This window comes from Bartonella sp. EBT8, from assembly GCF_055796165.1.
Genome location: NZ_JBTTDJ010000016.1, coordinates 1 through 25714, shown reverse-complemented (window position 1 = coordinate 25714; position 25714 = coordinate 1). Strand labels below are relative to the sequence as shown.

The following is a 25714-nucleotide window of genomic DNA, read 5'->3' as shown; positions in this document are numbered from 1 at the left end:
TGCCGTGTTTATATTTTGGGTTATTCTGCAACTCAGAAGGAATATGAGAATTGCATAAAATTGCAAAAAAAGTTATTACAACTACAAAGGCAACAGACGCGAATGTTAAAATACCTTGGATAAAGTCAAGATTTCTTTTAATTCCTGAAAAATATAAAAATTATAACGCCAAACAAGGCTCTTAACTGCTTATCTGTAAACATATCTATTTTCTCTAAACTGAAATCTTACACAACACACCAAACATTACGCTTGCGTTATAATAACACATTACGGGTTATAGTTACAAACGAAATAATGATAACATATTGAATCTACAATATGAATCCCATTTTTTATTTTTTAATTGTTTATTTCTCAAATTAAAGCCCCGTCGTTATATGACACGGCTTTTTTTGTCATAAAAAGGCGTCCCCCGCGCCGTTATTTATACTGTTGTAAAAATAATTTCATCAGAGATAACAAGTTCTCTGTTGTCATAAACTTTTCTATCACCACTAATCTCAGTACAGTCAATTTTTCTTCTGCTCGTTTTTCAAAAAATATTCTCTAAATAAAAGAGCTTGCATCAAACTTTTTTGTTCGATTTATTGTTGACTATCGAACTTTTATGTGCGACAGTCATTTTATGAATTGAAGAGGAGGGCAAATGAAACGAGAAGCACTGCTTAGAGAATTACGTAAAGAAGCTAGAAAAAGAGGCATTCATTACAGTGAAGCTCCTGATGCAGGAAAAGGATCGCATTATTGGGTAACTTTTGGAGACAAAACAACCGTTGTAAAATCTGGTGAATTGACGCCACTTTATGTGAAAATAATAAAAAACAGTTGGGGGTATGAAACTTCAATTCAAACGGTTTCATTACTTTTCGTTTCAAATCCATTTCAGTAATGATAAGGAGACTTAAATATGGAATATACCTATCAAGCAAAGCTGGAATCTGATGCAGATGGTGGTTTTGTCGTGACTTTTCCAGATGTACCTGAAGCAATAACAGCTGGAGAAAATCGAGCAGAGGCATTAGAAAATGCTGTTGAAGCGTTGGGACTAGCGTTACGTAGCTATCCTATGCGTGGTTTATCTTTACCTACACCACAGCAGTATAAAGGTCTTGTAGCAGTAACGGTAGACGCATGGAATGCTCTCAAACTAGCAGTAGTAGAAGCCTTTAATAATGCTAATATCACAAAAACAGAATTGGCTAATCGTCTTGGCAAGAAAGAAACAGAAGCGCGTCGCATTCTTGATCTAAACTATCCAACTAAGCTTCAAACATTGGAGCAAGCACTAGCTGTGCTAGGTAAACAGGTTGTGATTATAATCAAAGATGCAGCTTAAGATCATCCTCCCCTCTCTCTCCGCCATTTTAAATGAAGTCAATAGGTTATACATAAATGTAGTTTTGCGGCGAATTTTGTATAATTTATCACGAACTTTCTTACCAATTCATTTTTTTCAAGGATTTAAAAGTTTTCTCTTGTTGTCAAAATCTAATTTTACAAATAACGAATTTAATAAAATGATATATAAAAGCAATAAACTATCACGTACTCTTATCTAATCCGACCTTTTTCCATTGAGTTCAAAACTTAATATTACATTACAGCAAAACAGCAAACATTTTTGTGTTTTTTATCGTTTTGAAAGCAAGGCTTTTACGTTTCGCATCTGTGGTATATTCAATGCTAGCTTCAATCTAGCGCTAAAAGCACGTTCATGTGTAAAGTGTAATATCTGCATTTTTACAACGTATTTATGATAAAACAAAAAATTTAAAAGCATCAAAATGAGAAATTTTGCGTTCTCATATTTTTAATGAGCTAAAACATAAAACGATGGAGTGGACAATGATATGTTTACGAGGGGCTAATTGATGTTAACTTCCAATTTGAAAGAACGTGTTGCCTTATTTGAAAATAGAAATTTTCTCTATTTTACGTTGAGCGGTTTATTTTCTGCATTTGGAAGTGGGTTAGATTATATCGCATTGTCATGGCTTGCCTACAGTCAGACAAACTCAATTCGTGGTGTAGTGTTGATGATGTTTTTTCTGTGGATGCCTAGCATTATTTTTTCGCCTGTTTTTGGCGTGTTGGCAGATAAATACAATCGTAAAATGCAGATTATCATTTCAAATTTTGGTAGAGCGTTGGCGATTATGGGATGGGTGATATTTTGGCAGTTTGGTCTAAAAATTGAATTGATATTCTTATCTGCTTTTTTGGGTATTTTTATCTCTTTTTATATGCCATCAGCTGTTCCTTTGATCCAAAGTATCGTTCCGAAAGAACAATTGCTCAATGCAAATGCAACAATTGATATGGTTTATGAACTTGGCACTATCGTAGGGATGGGATTAAGTGGATTTATACTCGCCTATGCAGGAACAAAAGGAACACTTCTGATAGGCAGCATATTTTTTATTCTTGCCGGTTTATTTAATTTTGCTATGAAGGTACCTAAAAACCGAAGATCTAAAAGTCAAAACCAGCAAAATTGGTGGGAAAATTATACATCATCACTTCGTTATTTTAAGCAGAATCCAGTTCTTATGATGCCATATATAAGCCAGATGATCATTATGACTCTTTTAATGACCATCCCTGTTGTTCTGATTCCTTATACACAAGAGGTTTTGAATGCGGGGAGCAAGATTTTTGCGACATTAGAAGCGTTTTATTCAATAGGCGCATTTATTGGTGCGCTTTGTTCGCCACTTTTTTGTAAAGTTTTATCCATAAGAAAAACAATAGTTCTTTTATTAGCCGTTATGGCTATTGGGCTTGTTATATTGTCTGTTAATATACATACTTTCATTGTTTTTCCTGTTTATTTTATGATTGGATTTGGACTTTCGAGTTGGGCTCTTTCAATTTCTTTATCACAACTCTACTGTGATCCTGAATATCAGGGAAGATTACAGGCAAGTTTTAATGGTATCTCTGGATGTTTTATTCTTGGATTCTATCTATTTATGGCAAGAGATCCCGAGGAATTTTCATCTCAGTTTATATATTTTCTTCAAAGTATCATTGCGATTTCTGGAATGTTCATTGTGCTTTTTTACAAAAATGAGAAACAATAATTTGCATTTAAATGCTGTAAGATCTACGTCATTCTATAAACATGTATGGTATTCTACAGAATGTATTGTTTTAAAGGATAGATGAGTGAATATTAAGATTAGAGTTTTTAACGAATAAAACATAAATCTTATGTGTTATAAAAGATTAGGCTCTTTTGATGAATTAATAAAAAATGTTGATACACTCTTTGATTAACTTCGCTTTCGTGAAAGGTTAGCAATATATGGTACATTGGAATTTCTGAAAAGTTTTTTATTACATATTTAAGCAAAGCAATGAGACAATCTCTTATCAGAGAGGAGCTAGGTTGGGTTATTTACATTCTTCAAAATCCATATGAATAGCTGTATTTGTATCCTCTTTGTTGGAAAGAGGCGTTCTGCGGCGGTGTAAGGTTTGTACGATTTCCTTTTTCAAAACCGCATCTGCTTCGCTTAAACGATGAATACTCAGTTCCAATTCAAGAGATAATGCCAAATCCACACATAATTTAAGTTGTTCTCCAATGTCAAAACCGCGTTGATAATCATCATAAAGACCAACAAGCGTATCGGATAATTCTTTATCGCATAAAGGGGTCATGTCAATGTCTCCACATCACGGTTTTTCATGCAGTTTGAATAAATGCTACTTTATTATCATCATTAAGGGTTTATATATATATCAATATCATAGTTTTATAAATTTGGTGCAAAACATTAATTTTTAAGCCAATGTCTGTGAGAAATTTTATTTTTCCAAGATTTTCAATTTCCCAATTGTGTATGCATATTGCAATATCTTTACTATAAGGTCTACGATATTTAAAACGCATTATTGCTAAACGGCTTTTAATTTGTGTGTAAGATGGATTGTTTTGATGGTAAAATGCCCTGAAATTTCATCATAGTCAATCAAATCAAAACCATTGTTATTGATATAAATAAAATGGCGTAGTTGCTTGATTGATTAGTTTCTGCGCCTGAGAAGTATACTACTTTTTATTTGTTTTCGTTTATTACCAATGATGTGGATTGAGATAGCTTGTAAACATTTAGCCTCTGGATTAATGATCTCATTTTTTGCAGAATGGCCATTTATTTTACCCATTTTGTATTGAGTTTTAGACATTGATAAACTTTTTATCGTTATGTAAAAAACTATGGTCAATACGTTTAACATGCATATTCTGTGGTTTAAGCAGTGATAGCATACAGTATAGAATGAACAATAGAAACTGTATGAAGTTTCTTACTGCATTGAGAATGTAGGAATGACATTTAGGATAGCGACCAACAAAAATCTATGTAATAGTCAACCTAACAAAAGCGATAGTGGCACGTTCAGTTTTTTCATTGGTTCGTATCCAAAATGTTTTTGATACTGAATAAAGGTATTTGATAAACTTTTATGAGTTATGCTAAGGTTATATTCCTATGGTGTCGCTAAAAAAAAGACTATGGCGATTGCATGTTTAGGGGGGCATGATTTTTGTGCCTGCTTAAATGGATATAGCAACATCTGCTTTATGTGGAGGTGTGGGGTAACCGGCTTATCTTAATGAGCGATAATGATAGATATAAATCAAGATAATTTTTGAATAAATAACTATATTGATTGAGAAAACTCTTTTGTACGATCAAAAATAGGATCTAAAATCGAGCTGGAAAAATTCTGTTGTGGAGTGTGCCGTCTCTATGTTTTCACGAATGCCGAACAGCTTCGTATAAGTAGCTTGTTCCATAAGAGCTTTATGAAACTGGTATAGGAGAACTTACAGCTTTTGTTCTCTACAAATATCAAGAAATCTATTGTGTTTCATTAGATTGGCTTGTAACTGGCTATGGTGAAATGTTTACAGATATGACAAGGGTGAAAGCGATGGGTTTTAAGCCGCAAGTCATTTCTGCTAGGCTTATGAAAACGCTTTGATATTTAATTTATACGAACTATCGCGATTCAAACACAACATTTTCTTCTAAAGATGTAGCAGAATTAGCAGCCGTGCTTTATGGGAAGTTGCAAGAGCTTATTCAAAACATCAAAACTATGGAAGAAGTTAAAGCAACTTTATATCGCGTTTAAAATTGCATTTAAAACATCAAATTGAAACTGAAAAAGCACAATCAGTAACTACAAAAGATCCTGATTAATAGTCTTCTAAAATGAAAACCTTTTTTATCTTGTAGCACTAAGCACAAAACTTAAAATCAAACGACATGTTTTGATTCACTTAATTTGTTTTTATCTATTGTGCACATTTTTATAGTTTTTTGATGCAGGAAAAGAGCTGTACAACACACAGAGTAATTCACATAGTTGCTACGTATGTGTTAGTTATCAGATGAAATCCAGCTATAAATATTCTGATCGTGAAAAACACCATTTAAATATTCGGCTTGTTTAAGTGTTCCTTCACACTCAAAGCCGCAACGCTTGGCAACAGCATTGCTCTTCTGGTTAGTAGCAGCACATTTTATGACAAATCGTTTGAGAAGATGATGTGAAGAGTAATGCTTGACAAGAGCTTTTACTGCTTTTGTAATAATACCATTACCTTGCGCTTTTCTATCAAGCCAGTATCCAATATATCCGGTTTTATTTTCATAATCTATGTTATTGAAAGAAAGTAAACCCACAGGATTTTCTTTAAACAAAATAACATAGGTTTTTTCTTTGTCCTTTTGATGTGCGAGAAAACAGGAGTCAAGAAAATTGGCTGTATCATTTTCATGGTTAACAAAACGTGGCCATGCCATAAATTTGCTGAAATACTCTCTGTTGCAATGAATGATTTCATAGAGAGCGGGGGCAAATTTTCTTGATGGTGTTGTGAGCTGGATATCATCGTCTACATAAAAATTTTCTTTTCTGTGCAGCAAATCTTTGGAGAGAGCGGACAAAATGGAGGAGGGCATCCTAGCGGTGAGTACACCTCCTTTTAGCCAGACATAGATTGGTAGTCTTTTGCATAACCATTCGTTAGCAGTTTGCATATCATAAAAACGACAGCTTCTTATTAAAAAATGCTGATCTTCTGTTAAACCATGGTTTCCTTGTAAACACAGAGAGTTATTTTCATAACAGATAAATCTTGTTAGAATTTGTTTATCATCACTTGGATTTTTATTCAGATCATCCAACAATGTGAGCGAGTGAAGTCTATTCTGTAGTGAGGGGATCTGCTTGATGTTTAGATTAGTCTGTAGAATTTGGATACCATCATGGAGCTTATAGTCAAAAGTCTTTCCTACGGCATAACTATTTTTTTCGTTCAAGGAGCAGCTTGGTTTAAAAATAAACTTCCATTTTTCAAGCAGATCTGGATCATAACTTTTCAGCACATCATGAATGCTACAAAATAGGGTTTCTGGATTGAAGACTCCATGTTCTAGGGTCGATGCAATACAATCAGCAAGGAAATTGTTATTTATATAAAGAGATCCTGATGGTGGCATGTATTCGACGAGAAAAGAAAGCCAATCACTTAAGGATTTCAAGCTTATTGCAGAATGTTCTAAGTTGGAGCCGATGTGAAGATAGAAGCCTTTCAGATAAAGATGTTCAGATTTGTATAACAAAGGAAAAATATCTCTGATGTATTCTTCTTTAGTGATCCCAAACCAAGAGCCTTTATCCTTTAGGTAAGAATGAGAGAGTTTAATACTAACACCATAGCGCTCACCTTTTCTCGCAGCCAATGTCATAAGTTTATGAAATTCGTTTACGCTCTCTATATGAATGAGTGCATTTTTTTCTAATGCAAGAGATAAATCTTCAGTTGTTTTGAAGAAGCTATCTAAAATGATACGATCATTAAGAAATCCTGTTGCTGAGGCGAGTTTGAATTCATCAGCAGAGCAAACTTCTACGCTCAATCCTTTCTCTGCCAACAATCTACAAAAAATTCCAAGTGAACAGGATTGAAGAGAAATAATAATGCTAGCATTAGCAAAGTATTCTTTGCTGGCTAATATGATTTTCTCTATTTGTGCCAAAGCATTGTCGGCATCAAAAAGAAAAAAAGGAAGATCAATGTGCTTTGGGCGATTGATAATTTCTTTTGCAGTTTGACTGATATATTTTGAAATTATTTTTTTCGTCATCATTAAAAGACTCCCCCTGACAGCTACGTGCTGTATTCAGTTATTCACCAATAGATAAAAACCACTTGTACAATATCTCATACGTAATAATTGTCTATGAAATAGATAAATACATCACTCCTTCTGATAGAGACAAAGCGGGTTGTTTCTAGAATATGCCTCAAGAAATCTCATTCAGAAAAGTACGGGCATCTAAATATTCTAAAATTGTATAGCCTTCCATAAGCAGAATTTATACCTCTTCCCTATATTCTAATCGTTTCACTTTCAAAAGGCGCAATATTTTTGCATGGATTTTAGCTTTTTAAAGCAAACTCAAGAGTTGTCTTTGGTAGAAAAGATAGAGGAGTATAGAATTCCATGTGTTTCCTATGAATTTTATGAAATTATACCGTGTTCTGTTCTTTGTATTAAAATGGATTTCCCCAATCTTAGTAAATTTAATTTTTTCAAATCAATAAAAATTATTGAATTGTACTCTTGCCATTTTGTTTGTGCGCTTTATCTAAAAAGTAAATTGCTCTTTAATAAGAGATCCTTTTACGAAAGCAGATTATACTATTTCTTGATGGAGGTTATACCATAGTTTGCAAATAGAGTGCCTATTTTGGGTTTGAATTCCTTTTTTCGGGGGTATCCAATTTTATCTTTTAAAAGGTTTTAAGACAACGCTGAGAGAGCTCTGAGCGTTGAGGTGATGTCTTTTGTTTTTTTAATTTTTCTATTGCGCAAAGGTGATTTTGTGAAGCGTTTTTTTTTGCCTGTTGTGGCGGAGCTAAACTTTGTTTTGGCATTTAAAGTATTCTCTATATTGAGGGGTTTGTTATGAGAAAATATTCAACACCAAATTTGGTTAAAGTTGTTTCCTTAGGAGCAGCAATGGCTGCATTGTTATCAAGTGTTTCTCCTGTTTTTGCATCGGGTGTTTCTACAACAGGAGGTCTTGTTAGAAATTCAAGTGGGGGAGATGTTCCTTACCCACACGGTAGCCATGGCAGTATTGTCTTTGCTGGTGATGATGATTATTGTGGTGTGGATAATGTTGTTGGTCGTGGTGGCAAACAACAGGAGGCAATAAAAGACGATCGGCGAATAACTGCAGAAGAACAATATAACAGATTTGTAAATGATCAAGACTTTGGAGGTCGCAAACCTTATGGCACGACCACTGAAAAAGTAACTTGGGGTGGTGATGGAATGACGACCAATAATGGTGCTTATATGGGACCATTGACTAGTGGTAGTTCTAATATTCTTCCTGAAGCTTATGGTGTTTATTCTTTTGCTACTGGGTGTGGATCTGCTGCGACGGGGAATTATTCAACAGCATTTGGTGCAGGCGCAACCACAAAGGCTGGCGGCGCGCAAGCCTTTGGTGTTTCTGCGCTTGCCGCTGGAAGAGCAAGTGTTGCTATGGGGGTAGGATCAGAGGCGAGGGAGGAATCTACAGTTGCTATTGGTGGACTTGCAACTGCATTGGGTAAAAATAGTATTGCTTTAGGAAATAAGACGAAGGCAAAAAAGAAATTTGCGATTGCTATAGGTACAGATGCTGAAGCGCAAGATTCAGGTTCTATTGCAATAGGGGGCAGGCGCTCTGACAGAACTGAAGAGGTTAATCCTAAAAGGAAAGTAATAGCGGAAGCCCAAAATGCGATTGCTATAGGTTCATATACTTATGCTAAAACTGAAGATTCAGTTGCTATTGGTGCAAATGCACAAGCACTTTCTGATGACAGTGTTGCTATAGGTGGGGGGTCTGTCTCTGATAGAGAAAAGGGTGTTGCAGGCTATGACCCTGGAACAAATAGATGGTCAACAGAAAAAGATATGGTATGGAAAAGCACGGCAGGCGCTTTCAGCGTTGGGGAAGCTGGTGGCAATAGCGGTGGTACACTAACGCGGCAAATTACAGGGGTAGCAGCGGGAAGTCAAGATACGGATGCCGTCAATGTTGGACAGCTGAGAGCTTTGAGAGATTTAATGGCCGATTCAGGAGTAGGAGGAGGTTGGAAAGTTTCTGCTAACGATACAGATTCTGCAGATGTTACTCCAGGCAGTACAGTAGATTTTTCAGTGGAAAGTACAGAATTAGGAAAAGACAACTTAAAGATTGAAAAAAACAGTGCAAATAGGAAACATAACCTCAAATTTGCTTTAAATGATGTTCTTAAACTAACGCAAGTTACTACAGGGAAAAGTACGCTGAGTGATGATGGTTTGATGATTGAGAATGGCCCGAGAGTGACTGTTGATGGGTTTGCATTTAATGGTAATAATACTCCAAGTATAACTATTGATGGTATTGATGCTGGTAATCAAAAGATTACAGGAGTGAAGGCAGGAACTGATAATACCGATGCAGTGAATTATAAACAGCTGCAAGAGGTAAAAAAAACAATATCACAAGTAGGAGGCTGGAAGCTTTCTTTTGATGATGGTTTTACTAGAGATATTAATCCTGGTAGTGTAGTCGTTTTTGCTCCCCATGAGAAAACAAAAGACCTTGCCCCTAACGTAAAAATAAAGAATATAAATATTAAACACTATGGTGCTGATAGAGTCGAATTTGACCTAGCTGATCGTATTGACGTGCGAACTATTACGTCGGGACAAAGCATTATGGATGGTAGTGGTTTTTATTTTGTTGATGCGAATGCGCCATCGATAACTATTGAAGGTATTAATGCTGGAAATAAAAAGATTATGAACGTAGAAGATGGAATTGACGATTTCGATGCAGTGAATTTTAAACAACTGAAAGCTGTGCAAGAAGCCTCTAAAACGCACTGGCAACTTACCGTTGGCGGTTTAAATCCTATGTCTATTGGACAAAACGATACAGTAAATTTAGAGTCAGCTAGTAAGAAAGGTCACCAGAATATCAAGATTTCAGGGGATGGTAGCCGTAATGTCACATTTGACCTAGCTGATCATATTGACGTGCAAAGTATTGCGTCGGGACAAAGCATTATGGATGGTAATGGTTTTTATTTTGTTGATGCGAATGCGCCATCGATAACTATTGGAGGTATTAATGCTGGAAATAAAAAGATTATAAACGTAGCAGATGGAATTGACGATTTCGATGCAGTGAATTTTAAACAGTTAAAAAATATAAAGGATCAAATAGAAGAGAATTCTCTTGTTAGATGGCAAGAAAATCAAAAGCTTATTACTGTGGGTGCGCAAAAAGATGGTACGAAAATTAACATTACAGGCAGTGAGGGAGCACGGACTATCATAGGCGTGAAAGCCGCAGAGAATGATGATGAGGCTGTTAACAAAAAGCAACTTGATAGCCGGATTGCAGATATTAACAATGTGATTAACAACATTAACAAGGGAAATGCTTTTGCTGTTCTCTACGATAAAAATGATGATAACACCGTTAATTATAACAGTGTAACATTGGGTGGGAAGGAAAATACCGGACCAGTTTCACTCCTCAATGTCAAGAATGGCATAATTGCAGCTAACTCAACGGAGGCTATTAATGGTAGCCAGATTAATACGATATCCCAAAAGGTAGCAGAATTTTTTGGTGGTAGTACAAAATTTGAGAATGGCGTTTTTAAAGTACCGAGATACAACATAACTAATATTGATGAAAATAGTCAGGAAATCGAAGACAAAGAACATAATGATGTTGGGTCAGCTTTGTCAAGGCTTAATATGAGTATCAAGCATGTGAATAAACATCTCATTCATGCTATAAATGATATTGCTAATTATTTCGGTGGTGGTGCTGGATATGATAACGCAGGAGAATGGCACACTCCCACCTTCAAGGTTATTGAATTCAATGCTAATGGTGCGACCAAAAAGCCTTATAACAATGTCGCTGATGCTTTTGAAGGTGTGAATAATTCTTTCACGAATATTCATAATCAGATTTCGGATATAAAACAAAATAGTTTGGTTCAACAAGAAGGCGAGAATGGTCTTATTACCGTTGGTAAGGCAACAGGTGGTACTAAAATTGATATTACAGGCAGTGAGGGAGCACGGACTATCACAGGCGTGAAAGCCGCAGAGAATGATGATGAGGCTGTTAACAAAAAGCAACTTGATAAAAGCATAAGAGATATTTCTAAAAATATTGAGACAGTAAGCGCAGCAGCTGTTCTTTATGATAAAAATGATGATAACACCGTTAATTATAACAGTGTGACTTTGGGTGGGAAGGAAAATACCGGACCAGTTGCTCTTTTAAATGTTGGAGATGGCAAAATTTCTGAAGAATCGCATGATGCCATTAATGGTAGCCAGATTAATACGATATCCCAAAAGGTAGCAGAATTTTTTGGTGGTAGTACAAAATTTGAGAATGGCATTTTTAAAGGACCAAGATACAAAATAACTAATATTGATGAAAATAGTCAGGAAATCGAACATAAAGAATATAATGATGTTGGATCAGCTTTGTCAGGGCTTAATATGAGTATCAGGCATGTGAATAAACATCTCATTCATGCAATGAATGACGTTGCTTCTTATTTCGGTGGTGGTGCTGGGTATGATAACGCAGGAGGATGGCACGCTCCCACCTTCAAGGTTATTGAATTCAATGCTAATGGTTCGATCAAAAAGCCTTATAATAATGTCGCTGATGCTTTTGAAGGTGTGAATAATTCTTTCACGAATATCCATAATCAGATTTTGGATATAAAACAAAATAGTTTGGTTCAACAAGAAGGAGTGGATGGTCTTATTACCGTTGGTAAGGCAACAGGTGGTACTAAAATCAGCATTGCTAATAAGAAAAATGAAGATCGGACGCTTTCTGGAGTGAAAAAAGCGACACTTTCTATAACTTCAAATGAAGCAGTAAATGGTTCACAGCTCTTTATTACTAATAAGAATGTTGAATCTGTAACAGATAGCTTGATAGAGGTTGCTGAAAATATATCGCAGTATTTTGGTGGCAGTACAGATGTATTTGAAGGTATAGAACCAACCTTCCTTATTCAGGGGCAGAAACATCATAATGTTACAGATGCGTTTACTGGTGTGAATACTTCTATCACGAATCTTGATAATAAGATTATTGAAATGAAAGAAAATAATCTTGTGCAACAAAAGGATGGGGCATCAGGTATTATCACCATTGGTGCAAAAACGGCTGGTACTGAAATTAATATTGCAGGATATGCTGGTGTAGCACGCAAGATTTCTGGTGTGAAAGCAGCAGAGAAGGGTGATGAAGCTGTTAACAAAGACCAACTTGATAAAAGCATAGGAAAGATTTCTAAAGATGCATTACTCTGGAGTGAAGATGAACAGGCGTTTGTTGCACTTCACGAAAAAGACGGAAAGAAGACAAAAAGCAAGCTTAAATTTCTTTTGAATGGAGACATTGCTGAAGATTCAACCGATGCTATCACAGGTCATCAGCTCTATCGTATGAGCAACCAATTGGCTGCTTATTTCGGTGGTGGTGCTAAATATGAGAATGGAAAATGGACCGCTCCTAATTTCAAGATTTCTCAAATCGATGCTAATGGCACTGTTAAAGAGCAGACACATCATAATGTTGCAGATGCTTTTGGTGATATTAATAGCGGTATGGTTAACATAAACAACCGGATTGATAATGTCATAAACAAAGTCGATTCCGATGCTTTAAAGTGGAATGATTTTAAGGGAGCCTATGATGCTAGCCATGATGGAAAGCCAAGTAAAATTATCAATGTAGCTGATGGTAATATTGCACAAGGCTCGAAAGATGCGGTCAATGGCGGACAACTTTGGGAAACCAATGAGCGTATTAACGGTGTTGAAAAAGATATTAAGCATATCGAAAACAGAGTTGATAATATTTCCACTACGGTTACAAATATTGGTGAAACGGTTGTCAAGATTGAAGATAAGGTTGATCATATTGATAATAAGGTTAACGATCTTGTGGATGGGGTTGTTCTCTATGACAGAGATGAAAATGGCAAAAAAATCAACAAAGTTACTCTGAAAGGTGTCGACGAAAGTGAGCCTGTTACGATTGATAATGTTGCTGATGGTCGCATTGAGAAAGGTTCAAAAGAAGCAGTAAATGGTGGACAGTTGCGTGATTACACTGAACAACAGATGAAAATCGTTCTTGATCAATCAAAGCACTATACAGATCAACGGGTAAATAATATTGTTGTCGATGCTATTGATGATGCTGTTGAACGCGCAAACAATTACACCAACATGAAGTTTGAGGCTTTAAACTATAGCATTGAAAATGTACGTAAAGAGGCAAAACAAGCAGCAGCTATTGGGTTGGCAGTGTCTAATTTACGGTACAATGATATACCTGGAAAATTAAGTGTCGCATTTGGTAGTGGTTTATGGCGTAGCCAATCTGCTTTTGCTTTTGGTGCTGGTTATACATCTGAAAAAGGAAACATTCGTTCTAATTTATCAGTAACGAGTTCAGGTGGGCATTGGGGTGTAGGTGCAGGATTTAACATGACACTGAACTGATAGAAAATTTTCTTAAATTTGCTCCCTGCCTCTGCTTAATTAAAGCAGGGGCATTTTAGTAGAAAGCTTTAACAAAACGCCTTCGGTGAGGGTAAGCATCTTCCTAGAAAAATAATCAACAGACGCAAAAATTATACGAATTTCGAAGAGATTAAAGCTAAAAACTATGTGCTATAAAGTATTAAATTTGAAGTATAAACTTCACAGAAGCATCTTGCAAAATATTGAATGATACTTTTTATTAGCAAAGCCAAGAAAGTTTGTTTGTTGCTATTTTATACTATTCTTTAGCTAACATACCACTATAACAAGAATCATTATAGTAAAAGAGAAGCCAATTTATTTTTCAAAAGATCATACAATTCCTGAAGATATTTTCATTCTTTTGATTTAGACGTTAAGTTAAAGTAATATGAATCTTTTTGAAGGACAATCCTATTAACATATATTGCGAATCCACGTTCTTTTTTAAAAAAGATCGCCTTAGTCTCATAAAATAAGAAAACGGTGAATACATGAGTTTTCGCTTTAAAAATTTCTAACAGACCAACTTTTTTCAAACTAAATATTTTCTCAAATACACAAACTGAGTCTTAATTTTAAAAATTATAAATCCTATCTTTGATAAGAGCATTTAAATGTGTCTTTATCAGTCTCTCTTTAGGAGTTGGTTATCATTTTAAAGTGATCACTTTTTTTAATTTTAGCATTCCAATTTATTTGTAGGCTCGGGAGAGTTATAGGGTTTATGTGCATGATTTGATAGAGTGCTGAATCGATACTGCAAACAAAATATTTTAATGAAAACTCCACAACGCCTAATCTTGTTAGGAAAGTTTGTAAGTTTTATAGATAAAAAATTATTTACACATAAACCCACATAGCATTTAACGAGGCTGCAAATTTTAAGGTCTCATAGAAATATTATATGTTTTGTTGAAAAAATAACACACCACAATTTATAATAATACCTTTGTTAAGAAGAAATTCACTTTTTTCTTGCTATTCTATTTCAGACTTTATAGATGTACAAAAAGTGTATTAGTTAAGACTCATTTTGTTTAAAAAATATCTTTTGAAAGAGCGAAAGGTAGCAAAGCGGGGTGGATGTTATGAATTTAAAGAGAAGTAGTATCAAGAAATTACAATGTGATTTCATCATTACTCTTAAAAAGACAAAATCATTACTAAACGGAAAAAAATCCTCAGAAAACCAAAGCTCCCTTGAAGATTACTTAATTACCATTAAGAGACTACACAATTTTAGCGAAAGACAATTTACTAGTAAATGAAAACCATCAAACATATCGCTTTAAATGTCCAACGAATAAATTGACTGACTTAAGCAAAAAACGTTTAAAATACACTAAGTTAAAACCCCTAATTTAAACACTGATTGAATCTAAATGTGTCATTTACAACACTCATTAATACACCTCTTAATTCTTCACATTTAGACCTGATTATAAAAAGCACATACAAAACACAGCAAAAGAATCAAAATGTCACCAATTCAAAAAACATTACCATTAAATCATAAACCTAATCATTTTTCGGTATTTAACGCGGAAATATGTCTTTTTTATGTTTTAATTTTTTCATTGGAGAATTTATTATGAAAAAATTTTATACCACACGAGCCGCGAGTAATTTAAATTATTCTCGTTTTTCTGATCAGCGACCTTTTGTTAAGGGGCTTTCGTTGGCTGTCATGGTTGTATTTTTATCGAATATTTTCTCAGTAAGAGCTGGTGTGACAGGGAATTCTGTAGATGTAGAGCCTACGAGCGTTCAAGAAACAGCATTAGATAATACTCCAACAACATCGCGTATTGGTGTGACTGCAAGTCATGTTAGTGAGGCAGAGCCATCCTTAAGTTTTTCTATGCCTGCAACTGAGCAAGTATCAGCATTAGAGAGTGATCCAGCAGCGTTAAGAGTAGATGTGTCAGCAGACACTGAATCTTTAGAAGCAAATAATGTTAAGAGAAGAACACGCTTAAGAAGTTTCTCTCTACCTGAAGCTTTGCTAGTTTCGGCATTGGAGGGTAATTCAACAGCAATCAATGTAGATGATGTGTCGGAAGATACTAAAGCCCTAGGAGCGGGTGCTCTTAATAGAAGTTTCTCTATGCCTGAAATAAACCAACCAATGGCAAGAGGCTTTAAACCCTTTAGTGCAAGGGCGCCTTACATCGCAAGAGGTGGCTTGCCATTAGGTGAAGGAGCAAAAGCTCGAGCATCAGGAAGTATTGCAATAGGGCAGGACACTTACCACAATAATTCATCTTCTGACTACTGGGTAGGTCCAGTAGCGGAGGGAGAAATGTCAATAGCTATAGGGATATCGGCAACGTCATTAACGACTGGGGCAATGGCTATAGGTGGAGGTGCTGAAGTGAAGGAAAAAGATGCTGAAATGGCTGTAGCTATAGGTTATGATACAGTTGTGAGTGTTGCGAAGGGTATTGCTTTGGGTGCAAATACTAATGCTATAACTGCAAGTGGCATTGTAGGTTATAATCCTAAGACAGGGGTAGCTTCAACATTAGATGATGTTACATGGAAATCGACATATGGTGTAATGAGTATTGGTGTGTTTAGTGATAATAAGCCCGTTGAAACACGGCAGCTTGTAGGTCTTGCTGCTGGAACTGAAGATACCGATGCGGTGAATGTTGCACAATTAAAAGAATTGCGAGAAATGGTCGTAGGAGGTTGGAAGTTCACGATTGACGGTGAAAATGCTACCGACGTTAGTTTAAACTCAGAAAATGCGATAGATTTTTCTGCAGGAAGTAGCAATTTGAAAATTGCAACAGGTGACAATAAACTTTCAAGAGCCGCTGAGGGCAATAAGGTAATATTTGATTTATCGGAAGATCTTACGCTCCACAGCGTAAAATTGGGGGCAAGTATTTTAGATGCAACAGGTCTCATAGTTGCTGATGGTCCAAAGATAACGAAGGACGGCATCTCAGCGGGGAGTCACAAGATAACAGAAGTTGCACAGGGAACTGCAGATACCGATGCAGTGAATTTTGAACAGTTGAAGACAACTGAAACAAAGATCGAACAACAAGTAGCATCCAATAGTTTTGTAAAACAAGATGACAATGCGAAGCACATCACTATTGGTAAGGACACTGACGGCGATAAAATTGATATTGCCAACAACGAGGGGCAAAAACGCACACTTACTGGTATAAAAGATGGTGCACTTTTAGAAGATTCAAATGAGGCAGTAACAGGTTCACAGCTTTATTCACTGGGCAATGAAGTTGCAAAATTTCTTGGTGGTAATGCTAAGTATGAGAATGGTAAATGGACTGCTCCAAAGTTTACGGTTAAGACTGTCAATGAGGATGGCACTAAAGTTGAAGAGCAGAGTTATAGCAGTGTAGCGGAAGCGTTTACTGGTGTGGGTAGTTCTTTTACGAATGTTAACAAAAAAATTACTGATGTAAAAAATTCTGTCACGAATATTAAGAATGAAGTTACAGAACAAGTTAAGGATGTGATTACCAAAGTTGAAGGTGATAGCCTTGTAAAACAAGATGCTGATACCCAGCATATCACGATTGGTAAAGGCACTGGTGGTGATAAGATTGATGTTGCCAATAATGATACAGAAAAGCGTACACTTACTGGTTTGAAGGAAGGAAATCTTTCAGCAGATTCCAGTGAAGCGGTAACAGGTTCACAACTTTTTGCAACCAATAATAATGTAACATCTCTTGATGATAATATCTCGAAATATTTGGGTGGTGAAGCTAATGTTCTCAAAGGTAAAGCACCAACCTATAAGATTGGGAACACATCATATAGTGATGTTGGATCTGCATTTGCAGGTATAGACAGTTCGTTTACAGAGGTTAAGAATGAAATTACTAAGGTAGAGAATTCTGTCACGAATATTAAAACTGAAGTTACAGAACAGGTTAATAATGTGGTTACCACAGTTGAAGGTGATAGTCTTGTTAAGTGGGAAGAAGATGGGCAACTCATAAAGATTGGTGCAGAAAAGCACGGTAATATAATCACTATTGCTGATAAGGAAGGTAAGGATAGAAAACTTTCTAATGTGCAAGCTGGAGATTTATCTAAAGATTCAACAGATGCAGTCAACGGTTCACAGCTTTTTGTAACCAATAAGAATGTAACATCTCTTGATAGTAGTATATCGGAATATTTGGGAGGTGGAGCTAATGTTCTTGAAGGCAAGCAGCCAACTTACACTGTCCAGAGTCAAACATATCATAATGTTGCCAATGCTTTTGAAGGTATAGATAGTTCTTTTACGGAGGTTGACAAAAAAATTACTGACGTAACAAACTCTGTCACGAATATTAAAACTGAAGTTACAGAAAAAATTAATAATGTGATTACCAAAGTTGAAGGTGATAGTTTTGTTAAACAAGATTCTGATACTCAGCATATTACTATTGGTAAGGATACTGGTGGTGATAAAATTGATATTACCAACAAGGAAGGACAAAAACGTACATTTACTGGTTTGAAGGAAGGAAACCTTTCAGCAGATTCCAGTGAAGCGGTAACAGGTTCACAACTTTTTGCAACCAATAAGAATGCAAAATCTCTTGATGATAATATCTCGAAATATTTGGGTGGTGGAGCTGAAGTGCTTCAAGGAAAAGAACCAACCTATAAGATTGGGAACACATCATATAATAATGTTGCTTCTGCATTTTCAGGTATAGACAGTTCTTTTACTGAGGTTAACAATAAAATTACTGATGTAAAAAATTCTGTCACGAATATTAAAACTGAAGTTACAGAACAGGTTAGTAATGTGATTACCAAAGTTGAAGGTGATAGTCTTGTTAAGTGGGAAGAAGAAGGGCAACGAATAAAGATTGGTGCAGAAAAGCATGGTAATATAATCACTATTGCTGATAAGGAAGGTAAGGATAGAAAACTTTCTAATGTGCAAGCTGGAGATTTATCTAAAGATTCAACAGATGCAGTCAACGGTTCACAGCTTTTTGTAACCAACAATGATGTAACAAAAAATACGAATAACATTATAGAAGCAAATACTAAGATTACACAGAACGCTACTGATATAACAAAAGCAAACAGTAATATATTTTCTCTTGATAAGAATATCTCGGAATATTTAGGTGGTGGAGCAAATGTGCTTGGAAGCAAAAAGCCAACCTATAATTTATCTTCTATTGCAGACGATGGTACAATAAACAACAGCGCTTCATTTAATGATGTTGGTTCAGCTTTTGAGGGTCTTGATACGAATATCAAGAATGTAAACACGCATGTAGAAAAAGTAGCTAAGGACGTTCAAACGCAAATTACACAAGCGGTTCAAAATATTAATACAACAATTACCAATGTTACAGAAAACAACCTTGTACAGCATGATAATGAAACAGGTAATATCACCATTGGTGCGAAAGAAAATGGCACTATAATTCATGTGGTTAATAATAAAGGAGAGACACGTACTATTACAGGCGTGCGTGGTGGTGATCTCTCAGCAAATTCAAATGAGGCAGTAACAGGTTCACAGCTTTTTTCAACGAACACTAATGTAACCCAAAATACCACTGATATTAAAAAAGCAACTGATAAGGTTACGAAGAATTATACTGATATAACATTATTAAATAGTAACATCTCGAAATATTTGGGAAGTGAAGTAAATGCACTTTCTAACAAAGCACCGACCTATATTATCCAAGAACAAAAATATAATGATGTAGCATCTGCATTTACCGGTGTGGATAGTTCTTTTACAAAGATTAATAATGACATTACCGATGTAAGAAATGACATAAAAAATTCTGTCACGGAGATTCATAACGAGATAGCTCAAAAGGTTGATCAAAATGCTCTATTATGGGACGATAAAGCACAGGCCTTTGTAGCTCGTCATGAAAAGAAGAAAGAAGAAAAAAGTAAAGCTATAGCGACACAAGAAAATAGCAAAATTACCTTTCTTTTAGCTGGAGATATTTCTAAAGATTCAACTGATGCAGTAACAGGTTCACAGCTTTATTCCGTGAGTAATATGCTTGCAACTTATTTAGGGGGCGGAGCTGGTTATAATGATGATGGCAAATGGAGTGCACCAACATTTAAAATTAAGACATTTAAGGATGATGGTAGCCCTGAGGAGAAGAGTTATGACAATGTAGCCGATGCTTTGAGTGGAGTTAGTAATTCTGTTACAAATATTAAACAAGAGATCACCAACCAGGTTAATAATGAGATTAGCACTGTGAAAGGTGACAGTCTTGTTAAGAAAGATAAAGAAACGAATCTCATTAACATTGGGAAAGAAGTAGAAGGTAACGAAATCAATATTGCAAACAAAAGTGGTAATGAGCGTATTCTTACTGGTATAAAGAAAGGGGGGCTATCAGCAAACTCAAATGAAGCAGTTAACGGTTCTCAACTTTATTCTACGGATCAGAAGGTAAATACAGCAGCCACGAAGATAGCCGAGTTCTTTGGAGGTGGAGCTAAATATGAGAATGGTCAATGGACAGCTCCAACTTTTACGGTAAAAACCCTCAAAGGTGATGGCCCAGAATTTGAAGAGAAGACTTATAACAATGTAGGGGAAGCATTGGCTGATGTTGGCACTTCTATCACGAATGTTAAAAAGGAAATTACCAATCAGATTAATAATGAGATTACCAAAGTTGAAGGTGATAGTCTTGTTAAACAAAATTCTGATACGAAGCATATCACGATTGGTGCGCAAACGGATGGTGATAAAATTGATATTGCCAACAAGGTGGCGCAAAAGCGCACACTCACTGGTTTGAAGAAAGGAGACCTTTCAGAAGATTCTAATGAAGCGGTAACAGGTTCTCAGCTTTTTGAGACGAATAAGCATATTGCTACTTACTTAGGTGGTGGTGCCGGATATATGAATGGCGAATGGAAAAAACCTGATTTTAAGGTTAAGATAGTCAAAGAAGATGGCAACGTTTCTGATGAGACCTATAATGATGTAGCATCTGCCTTTTCCGGTGTAGGTAGTTCTTTCACGAACGTTAATAATAAAATCACGAATATTAAAAATGATATTACCAAAGAGATTAGCCAAGTAGTCAGTGATAGCGTTGTTAAGTGGGATGAGACGACAAAGTCTATTACCATTGGTAAAGAGAAAGACGGCACAGTAATCAATATTCAAAACAAGAATAAAGTGAATCGAGCCATTTCCGGTGTAGGAGGTGGAGTAATCTCTAAAGATTCAAACGAGGCGGTGAATGGTTCTCAGCTTTATTCTTTAAACGAGCAGCTTGCGACTTATTTTGGGGGCGGGTCTGGTTATAATGGAGAAGGGCACTGGACAGCTCCTAAATTTACGCTTGAGAGCTTCAAAGAAGATGGCAACGTTGCTAATGTGACCTATGATAATGTAGCAGCTGCTTTTTCCGGTGTAGGTAGTTCTTTTACGAATGTTAACAATAAAATTACAGATGTAAAAAATTCAGTCACAAATATTCATAATGAGATTGCTCAAAAAGTTGATCAAAATGCTTTGTCATGGAGTGAAGAAAAACAGGCTTTTGTTGCAACGCATGGCAAAACAGAAAGCAAAACAAATAGCAAGCTTACATCTCTTCAGAATGGTGACATTTCTGCAAACTCAACGGATGCTATTACAGGTGGTCAGCTTTTTTCTACGGACCAGAAGGTAAATACAGCAGTCACGGAGATAGCCAAGTCTTTAGGTGGTGGCGCTGGATATAAAGATGGCAAATGGACTACTCCAACCTTTAAACTCAAAACTTCTAAGGATGATGGTAGCTCTGAAGAAAACGCTTACGATACTATAGCAGGAGCATTTGAAGGCATAGGTACTTTTATCACGAATGTTCAGAATAAATTTACTGAACAAGTTAAGAATGTGGTTGAAAATATTAATACACAGATCACTAACGTTACAGAAAACAACCTTATTCAGCATGATACAAAAACAGGTAATATTACTATTGGTTTGAAAGAGAATGGCACTGAAATCAGCCTTTTGAATAAGGAAGGCAAGAGTCGAACGATTGCTGGTGTTAAGGCGGCGGTAAAAGGCGATGAAGCCGTTAATAAAACACAGCTTGATGACGGCTTAAAGGGTCTTTCTGATGCTCTTCAATCTGAAGATTCAGCGGTTGTTCACTATGATAAAGGTGATAAAAATGGGACTGTTAATTATGCGAGTGTAACGTTTGGTGGTAAAGATAAAACCCCTGTTGCTTTGCATAATGTTGCTGATGGTGTGCTTTCTTCAAAATCACATGATGCGATTAATGGTGGTCAAATTAATAAAATCAATGAGGATGTTGCTCAATTTTTGGGTGGTAGCACATCCTTTAAAGATGGCGTTTTTAAAGGACCAACTTATAATTTGTCGAGTGTTGATGACAAAGGTGAGATCACAGCTAAGACTTTTTCTGATGTTGGCTTAGCTTTTACAGGTCTTGATACAAATATCAAAAATGTCAATAAACGTATTAAAGAAGTTTCTCAAAGTGTTGCGCAAGATTCTTTATCTTGGAGCAATTCTGATCATGCCTTTGTTGCAATGCATGGGGAAGAAAAAACAAAGAGCAAGATTACGCATCTTTCCGATGGCAATATTGCGTCTGACTCTGCGGATGCAGTTACAGGTGGTCAGCTTTATTCTATGAGTGATGCATTTGCCAAATCTTTAGGTGGTGGCGCTGGATATAAAGATGGCAAATGGATTACTCCAACCTTTAAACTCAAAACTTCTAAGGATGATGGTAATTCTGAAGAGAAGATTTACAATACTGTAGCAGAAGCATTTGAAGGCATAGATACTTCTATCAAGAATGTTCAGAATAAATTTACTGAACAAGTTAAGAATGCGATTAGCAAAGTTGAAGGTGAGAGTCTTATTAAGTTGGATGAAGATAATCAAATAATAAAGATTGGTGCAGAAAAACACGGTAATATAATCACTCTTGCTGATAAGGATAGTAAGGATCGCACTCTCTCTGGTGTAAAGAACGCAGAGAAGTCCAATGAAGCGGTTAATAAAGCGCAGCTTGATGAAGGTGTGACGAAACTTTCTGATAAAATTGAAGATGTACGTTCTGTAGCAGTTTTCTACGATACAGAAGAAGTTTCAGAAAATGCCCGTGCATTTACGAGATCAGCTCGTAAGGCTAAGCAAACCAGTGTAACTTTTGGAAATCCAAAGGAAAGCGCTGTTTCGCTGCGGAATGTTGGAAATGGTAAACTTACAACAGACTCAACAGAAGCCATTAATGGATCACAGCTTTATTCATTAGGTGATAAAACTGCTACATATTTTGGTGGTAATGCGACATTTAAAGATGGTGCCTTAACAGTTCCAACTTATAAGATTTCTAATATTACCGAAAAGGGTGATCTGGAACAGACTAATTATAATGATGTTGGAGCTGCCTTTGCAGGTCTTGATACGAGTGTCAAAAATGTGAACACTCATTTGATGAATGAGATCAAAAAATTTGATGGAAAAATAGCGGATATTTCTCAAGAAGTTAAAGACGATGCTTTATGGTGGAGTAAGGATAAACAGGCTTTTGTTGCCGAGCATGGAGAAGATAAAAATAACAGCAAGCTTACATCTCTTCAAAATGGGGAAATTTCTAAAACCTCAACTGATGCTGTGGCGGGTAATCAACTTTATTCTGTGAGTAATACACTTGCAACTTATTTAGGTGGTAATGCTAGCTATGAAAATGGCAAATGGACCGCCCCTAAATTTACAGTTCAGACGGTCAATAAGGATGGCAATGTTTCTGATGCGACCTATGATGATGTGGCTTCTGCATTTGCTGGTGTTGGTACCTCTTTTACGAATGTTAAAAATGAGATCACAAAACAGATTAGTAATGAAATTTCCAATGTGAAAGAAGACAGCCTTATTAAGAAAGAAGCTGATACAAATCGGATCACTATTGGTAAAGAAGTAGAAGGTAGTGAAATCGATATAGCCAACAAAGATGGTACGGATCGGACTCTTTCTGGTGTGAAAACCGCGACAGAAAATAATGAAGCTGTTAACAAGGGGCAGCTTGATAAGGGTTTAAAAGATCTTTCTATCAGTCTTCAGTCTGATGAATCAGCTGTAGTTCATTACGATAAAAAAGATGACAAAAATGGAACCATTAATTACACGAGTGTGACTTTCGGCGGTAAAGACAAGACTCCTGTAGGTCTTCACAATGTTGCAGATGGTGCAATTTCTTCAAAATCATACGATGCGATCAATGGTTCTCAGCTTTATTCATTAGGTGTTGAGGTTGCAAAATCTTTCGGCGGTGATGCTAGCTATGAAAATGGCAAATGGATTGCTCCAAGTTTCAAGGTTAAGAAATTTGATTCTGATGGCAGTACAAAAGATGAAAGCTATGCAAGTGTAACGGCTGCTTTTGAAGGTGTTAATAATTCTTTTTCGGATCTTCATAAAGAGATTAAAAATGAAATTACCAATGTGAAAAGTAATAGTCTTGTTAAGTGGAATGAAGAGCAGAAACTGATCAAGATTGGTGGTGAAAAAGAGGGTGCAGCAATCACTATTGTTGATAAGGATAGTAAAGATAGAATACTTTCCGGTGTGAAGACGGCAGAGAATGATAATGATGCTGTTAATAAGGGGCAGCTTGATGAAAACGTTACTAAACTTTCTAAAGATATTGAAGATGTCCGTTCTGTAGCAGTTTTTTACGATACAGAGGAAATCAGTGCACTTATGAGTTCAGCATCCCGTAAAGTTAATAAGAACAGTGTAACTTTTGGAGATCCTAGCAAGAGTACTGTTTCTTTACATAATGTTGGCAATGGTAAGATTGCCGAGGATTCTCATGATGCGATCAATGGTTCTCAGCTTTATTCATTAGAAACCGAGGTTGCAAAATCTTTCGGCGGTGGTGCTAGCTATGAAAATGGAAGTTGGAAAGCACCAAGTTTTGCAGTTAAGAAATTTGATACAGAAGGTACAGAGACTGAAGAGAAATATAATACTGTAGCAGCAGCTTTTGCAGAGATGGGTAATTCTATCACGAATATCCACAATGAAGTTAAAAAGGAGATTAGCAAAGTAGTAGAAGATAGCCTTGTTCAGCAAAAGAAAGAAGGCGATCCTATTACCATTGGTAAGGAAACAGATGGCACTATAATTAATCTTCAAAATAAGAATAATGAGAATAGAACTATTTCCGGTGTGATAGGTGGAACAATTTCTAAAAATTCAATTGAGGCGATCAATGGTTCTCAGCTTTATGCATTGGGCACTGGAATTGCAAAATCTTTCGGTGGTGGTGCTAGCTATGAAAATGGCACATGGACTGCTCCAACATTTACATTTAAGACTGTTAATGAGGATGGTTCGAAAGTTGAAGATACGGTCTATCATGATGTAGCGGATGCTTTTGCTGGTGTTGGTACTTCTTTTGAGAAACTTCAAAAAGAGTTTACTCAAAGCAATACGGCGGTTACTGAAAATATTAAGCAGAATGCCTTGTTGTGGAGTGATGGAGATAAAGCGTTTGTAGCGCAGCATGGTGATGATGGTGCAAAGAGCAATAGTAAGATTATGTTCCTTTCCAATGGCAACATTGCAGAAGGTTCAACGGATGCAGTAAATGGTTCACAGCTTTTTGAAACAAATAAGAATATTGCGACTTATTTAGGTGGTAATGCTCAGTATAGTAATGGACAATGGACCGCTCCGACATTTACGGTTAAGCAATTTGATTCTGAAGGCAGCGTTACCGATGAGACTTATAATGATGTAGCAACGGCCTTAGCAGGTGTTGGTAGTTCTTTTGCGATTGTTAAAGATTCATTTACAAATATTAAAAGTGAGATTGAAAAAGAAATTACCACTGTTCAAGGTGATGCGTTATTGTGGAGTGCTGAAGAGAATGCTTTTGTAGCGCTTCATGGCAAAGGGGACACAAGAAGCAAAAGCAAACTGAAGTCCCTTTTAGATGGCGATATAGCGAAAGGTTCCACGGAAGCGATCACGGGCAACCAGCTTTATTCACTGAATCAGACGTTAGCAC

General features: G+C 36.2%; 6 protein-coding genes and 3 pseudogenes. 6 read left to right on the top strand and 3 right to left on the bottom strand.

Features of this window, described 5'->3' with window-relative positions; translation table 11 throughout:
- A pseudogene (locus AC0QT4_RS07905) lies at nt 1-203 on the bottom strand (hypothetical protein); the annotation flags it as partial.
- A 446-nt stretch (nt 204-649) separates the two neighbouring features.
- Here AC0QT4_RS07905 and AC0QT4_RS07900 point away from each other — a divergent pair.
- From AC0QT4_RS07900 to AC0QT4_RS07890, 3 genes and pseudogenes are all read left to right on the top strand, one after another.
- A pseudogene (locus AC0QT4_RS07900) lies at nt 650-835 on the top strand (hypothetical protein); the annotation flags it as partial.
- A 75-nt stretch (nt 836-910) separates the two neighbouring features.
- Complete coding sequence (locus AC0QT4_RS07895) at nt 911-1339, top strand: type II toxin-antitoxin system HicB family antitoxin (protein ID WP_473201163.1); 429 nt, start codon at nt 911-913, stop codon at nt 1337-1339.
- Between the two features lie 535 nt (nt 1340-1874).
- A complete protein-coding gene (locus AC0QT4_RS07890) occupies nt 1875-3086 on the top strand; it encodes an MFS transporter (RefSeq protein ID WP_473201162.1) in 1212 nt (403 codons plus the stop codon).
- A 313-nt stretch (nt 3087-3399) separates the two neighbouring features.
- Here the strand turns inward: AC0QT4_RS07890 and AC0QT4_RS07885 are convergent, their stop codons facing one another.
- Entirely contained in the window at nt 3400-3669 is a 270-nt protein-coding gene (locus AC0QT4_RS07885) for a hypothetical protein (RefSeq protein WP_473201161.1), read from the bottom strand.
- Nucleotides 3670-4818: 1149 nt separating this feature from the next.
- On the opposite strand from AC0QT4_RS07885, the pseudogene AC0QT4_RS07880 reads away from it, so the two are divergent.
- Nucleotides 4819-5219, top strand: a pseudogene (locus AC0QT4_RS07880) (helix-turn-helix domain-containing protein); the annotation flags it as partial.
- A gap of 180 nt (nt 5220-5399) precedes the next feature.
- Here AC0QT4_RS07880 and rimL read toward each other — a convergent pair.
- Nucleotides 5400-7175 carry a 50S ribosomal protein L7/L12-serine acetyltransferase gene (gene rimL, locus AC0QT4_RS07875; RefSeq protein WP_473201160.1) on the bottom strand — a complete coding sequence of 592 codons (1776 nt, stop codon included), beginning with the start codon at nt 7173-7175 and terminating at the stop codon, nt 5400-5402.
- Between the two features lie 822 nt (nt 7176-7997).
- On the opposite strand from rimL, the gene AC0QT4_RS07870 reads away from it, so the two are divergent.
- Both AC0QT4_RS07870 and AC0QT4_RS07865 read left to right on the top strand, forming a co-directional pair.
- The gene (locus AC0QT4_RS07870) at nt 7998-13643 is read left to right on the top strand and encodes a Vomp family autotransporter (protein ID WP_473201159.1); all 5646 of its coding nucleotides are present in this window, start codon (nt 7998-8000) and stop codon (nt 13641-13643) included.
- A gap of 1615 nt (nt 13644-15258) precedes the next feature.
- Nucleotides 15259-25714, top strand: a 10456-nt coding sequence (locus tag AC0QT4_RS07865; protein ID WP_473201158.1) for a hypothetical protein, incomplete at its 3' end; no start/stop codon positions are given.

Coding starts and splice junctions, on each gene's coding strand:
- rimL (WP_473201160.1), bottom strand. CDS start 7,175: ATGATGACGAAAAAAATAATTTCAAAATATATCAGTCAAACTGCAAAA.
- AC0QT4_RS07890 (WP_473201162.1), top strand. CDS start 1,875: ATGTTAACTTCCAATTTGAAAGAACGTGTTGCCTTATTTGAAAATAGA.
- AC0QT4_RS07895 (WP_473201163.1), top strand. CDS start 911: ATGGAATATACCTATCAAGCAAAGCTGGAATCTGATGCAGATGGTGGT.
- AC0QT4_RS07870 (WP_473201159.1), top strand. CDS start 7,998: ATGAGAAAATATTCAACACCAAATTTGGTTAAAGTTGTTTCCTTAGGA.
- AC0QT4_RS07885 (WP_473201161.1), bottom strand. CDS start 3,669: ATGACCCCTTTATGCGATAAAGAATTATCCGATACGCTTGTTGGTCTT.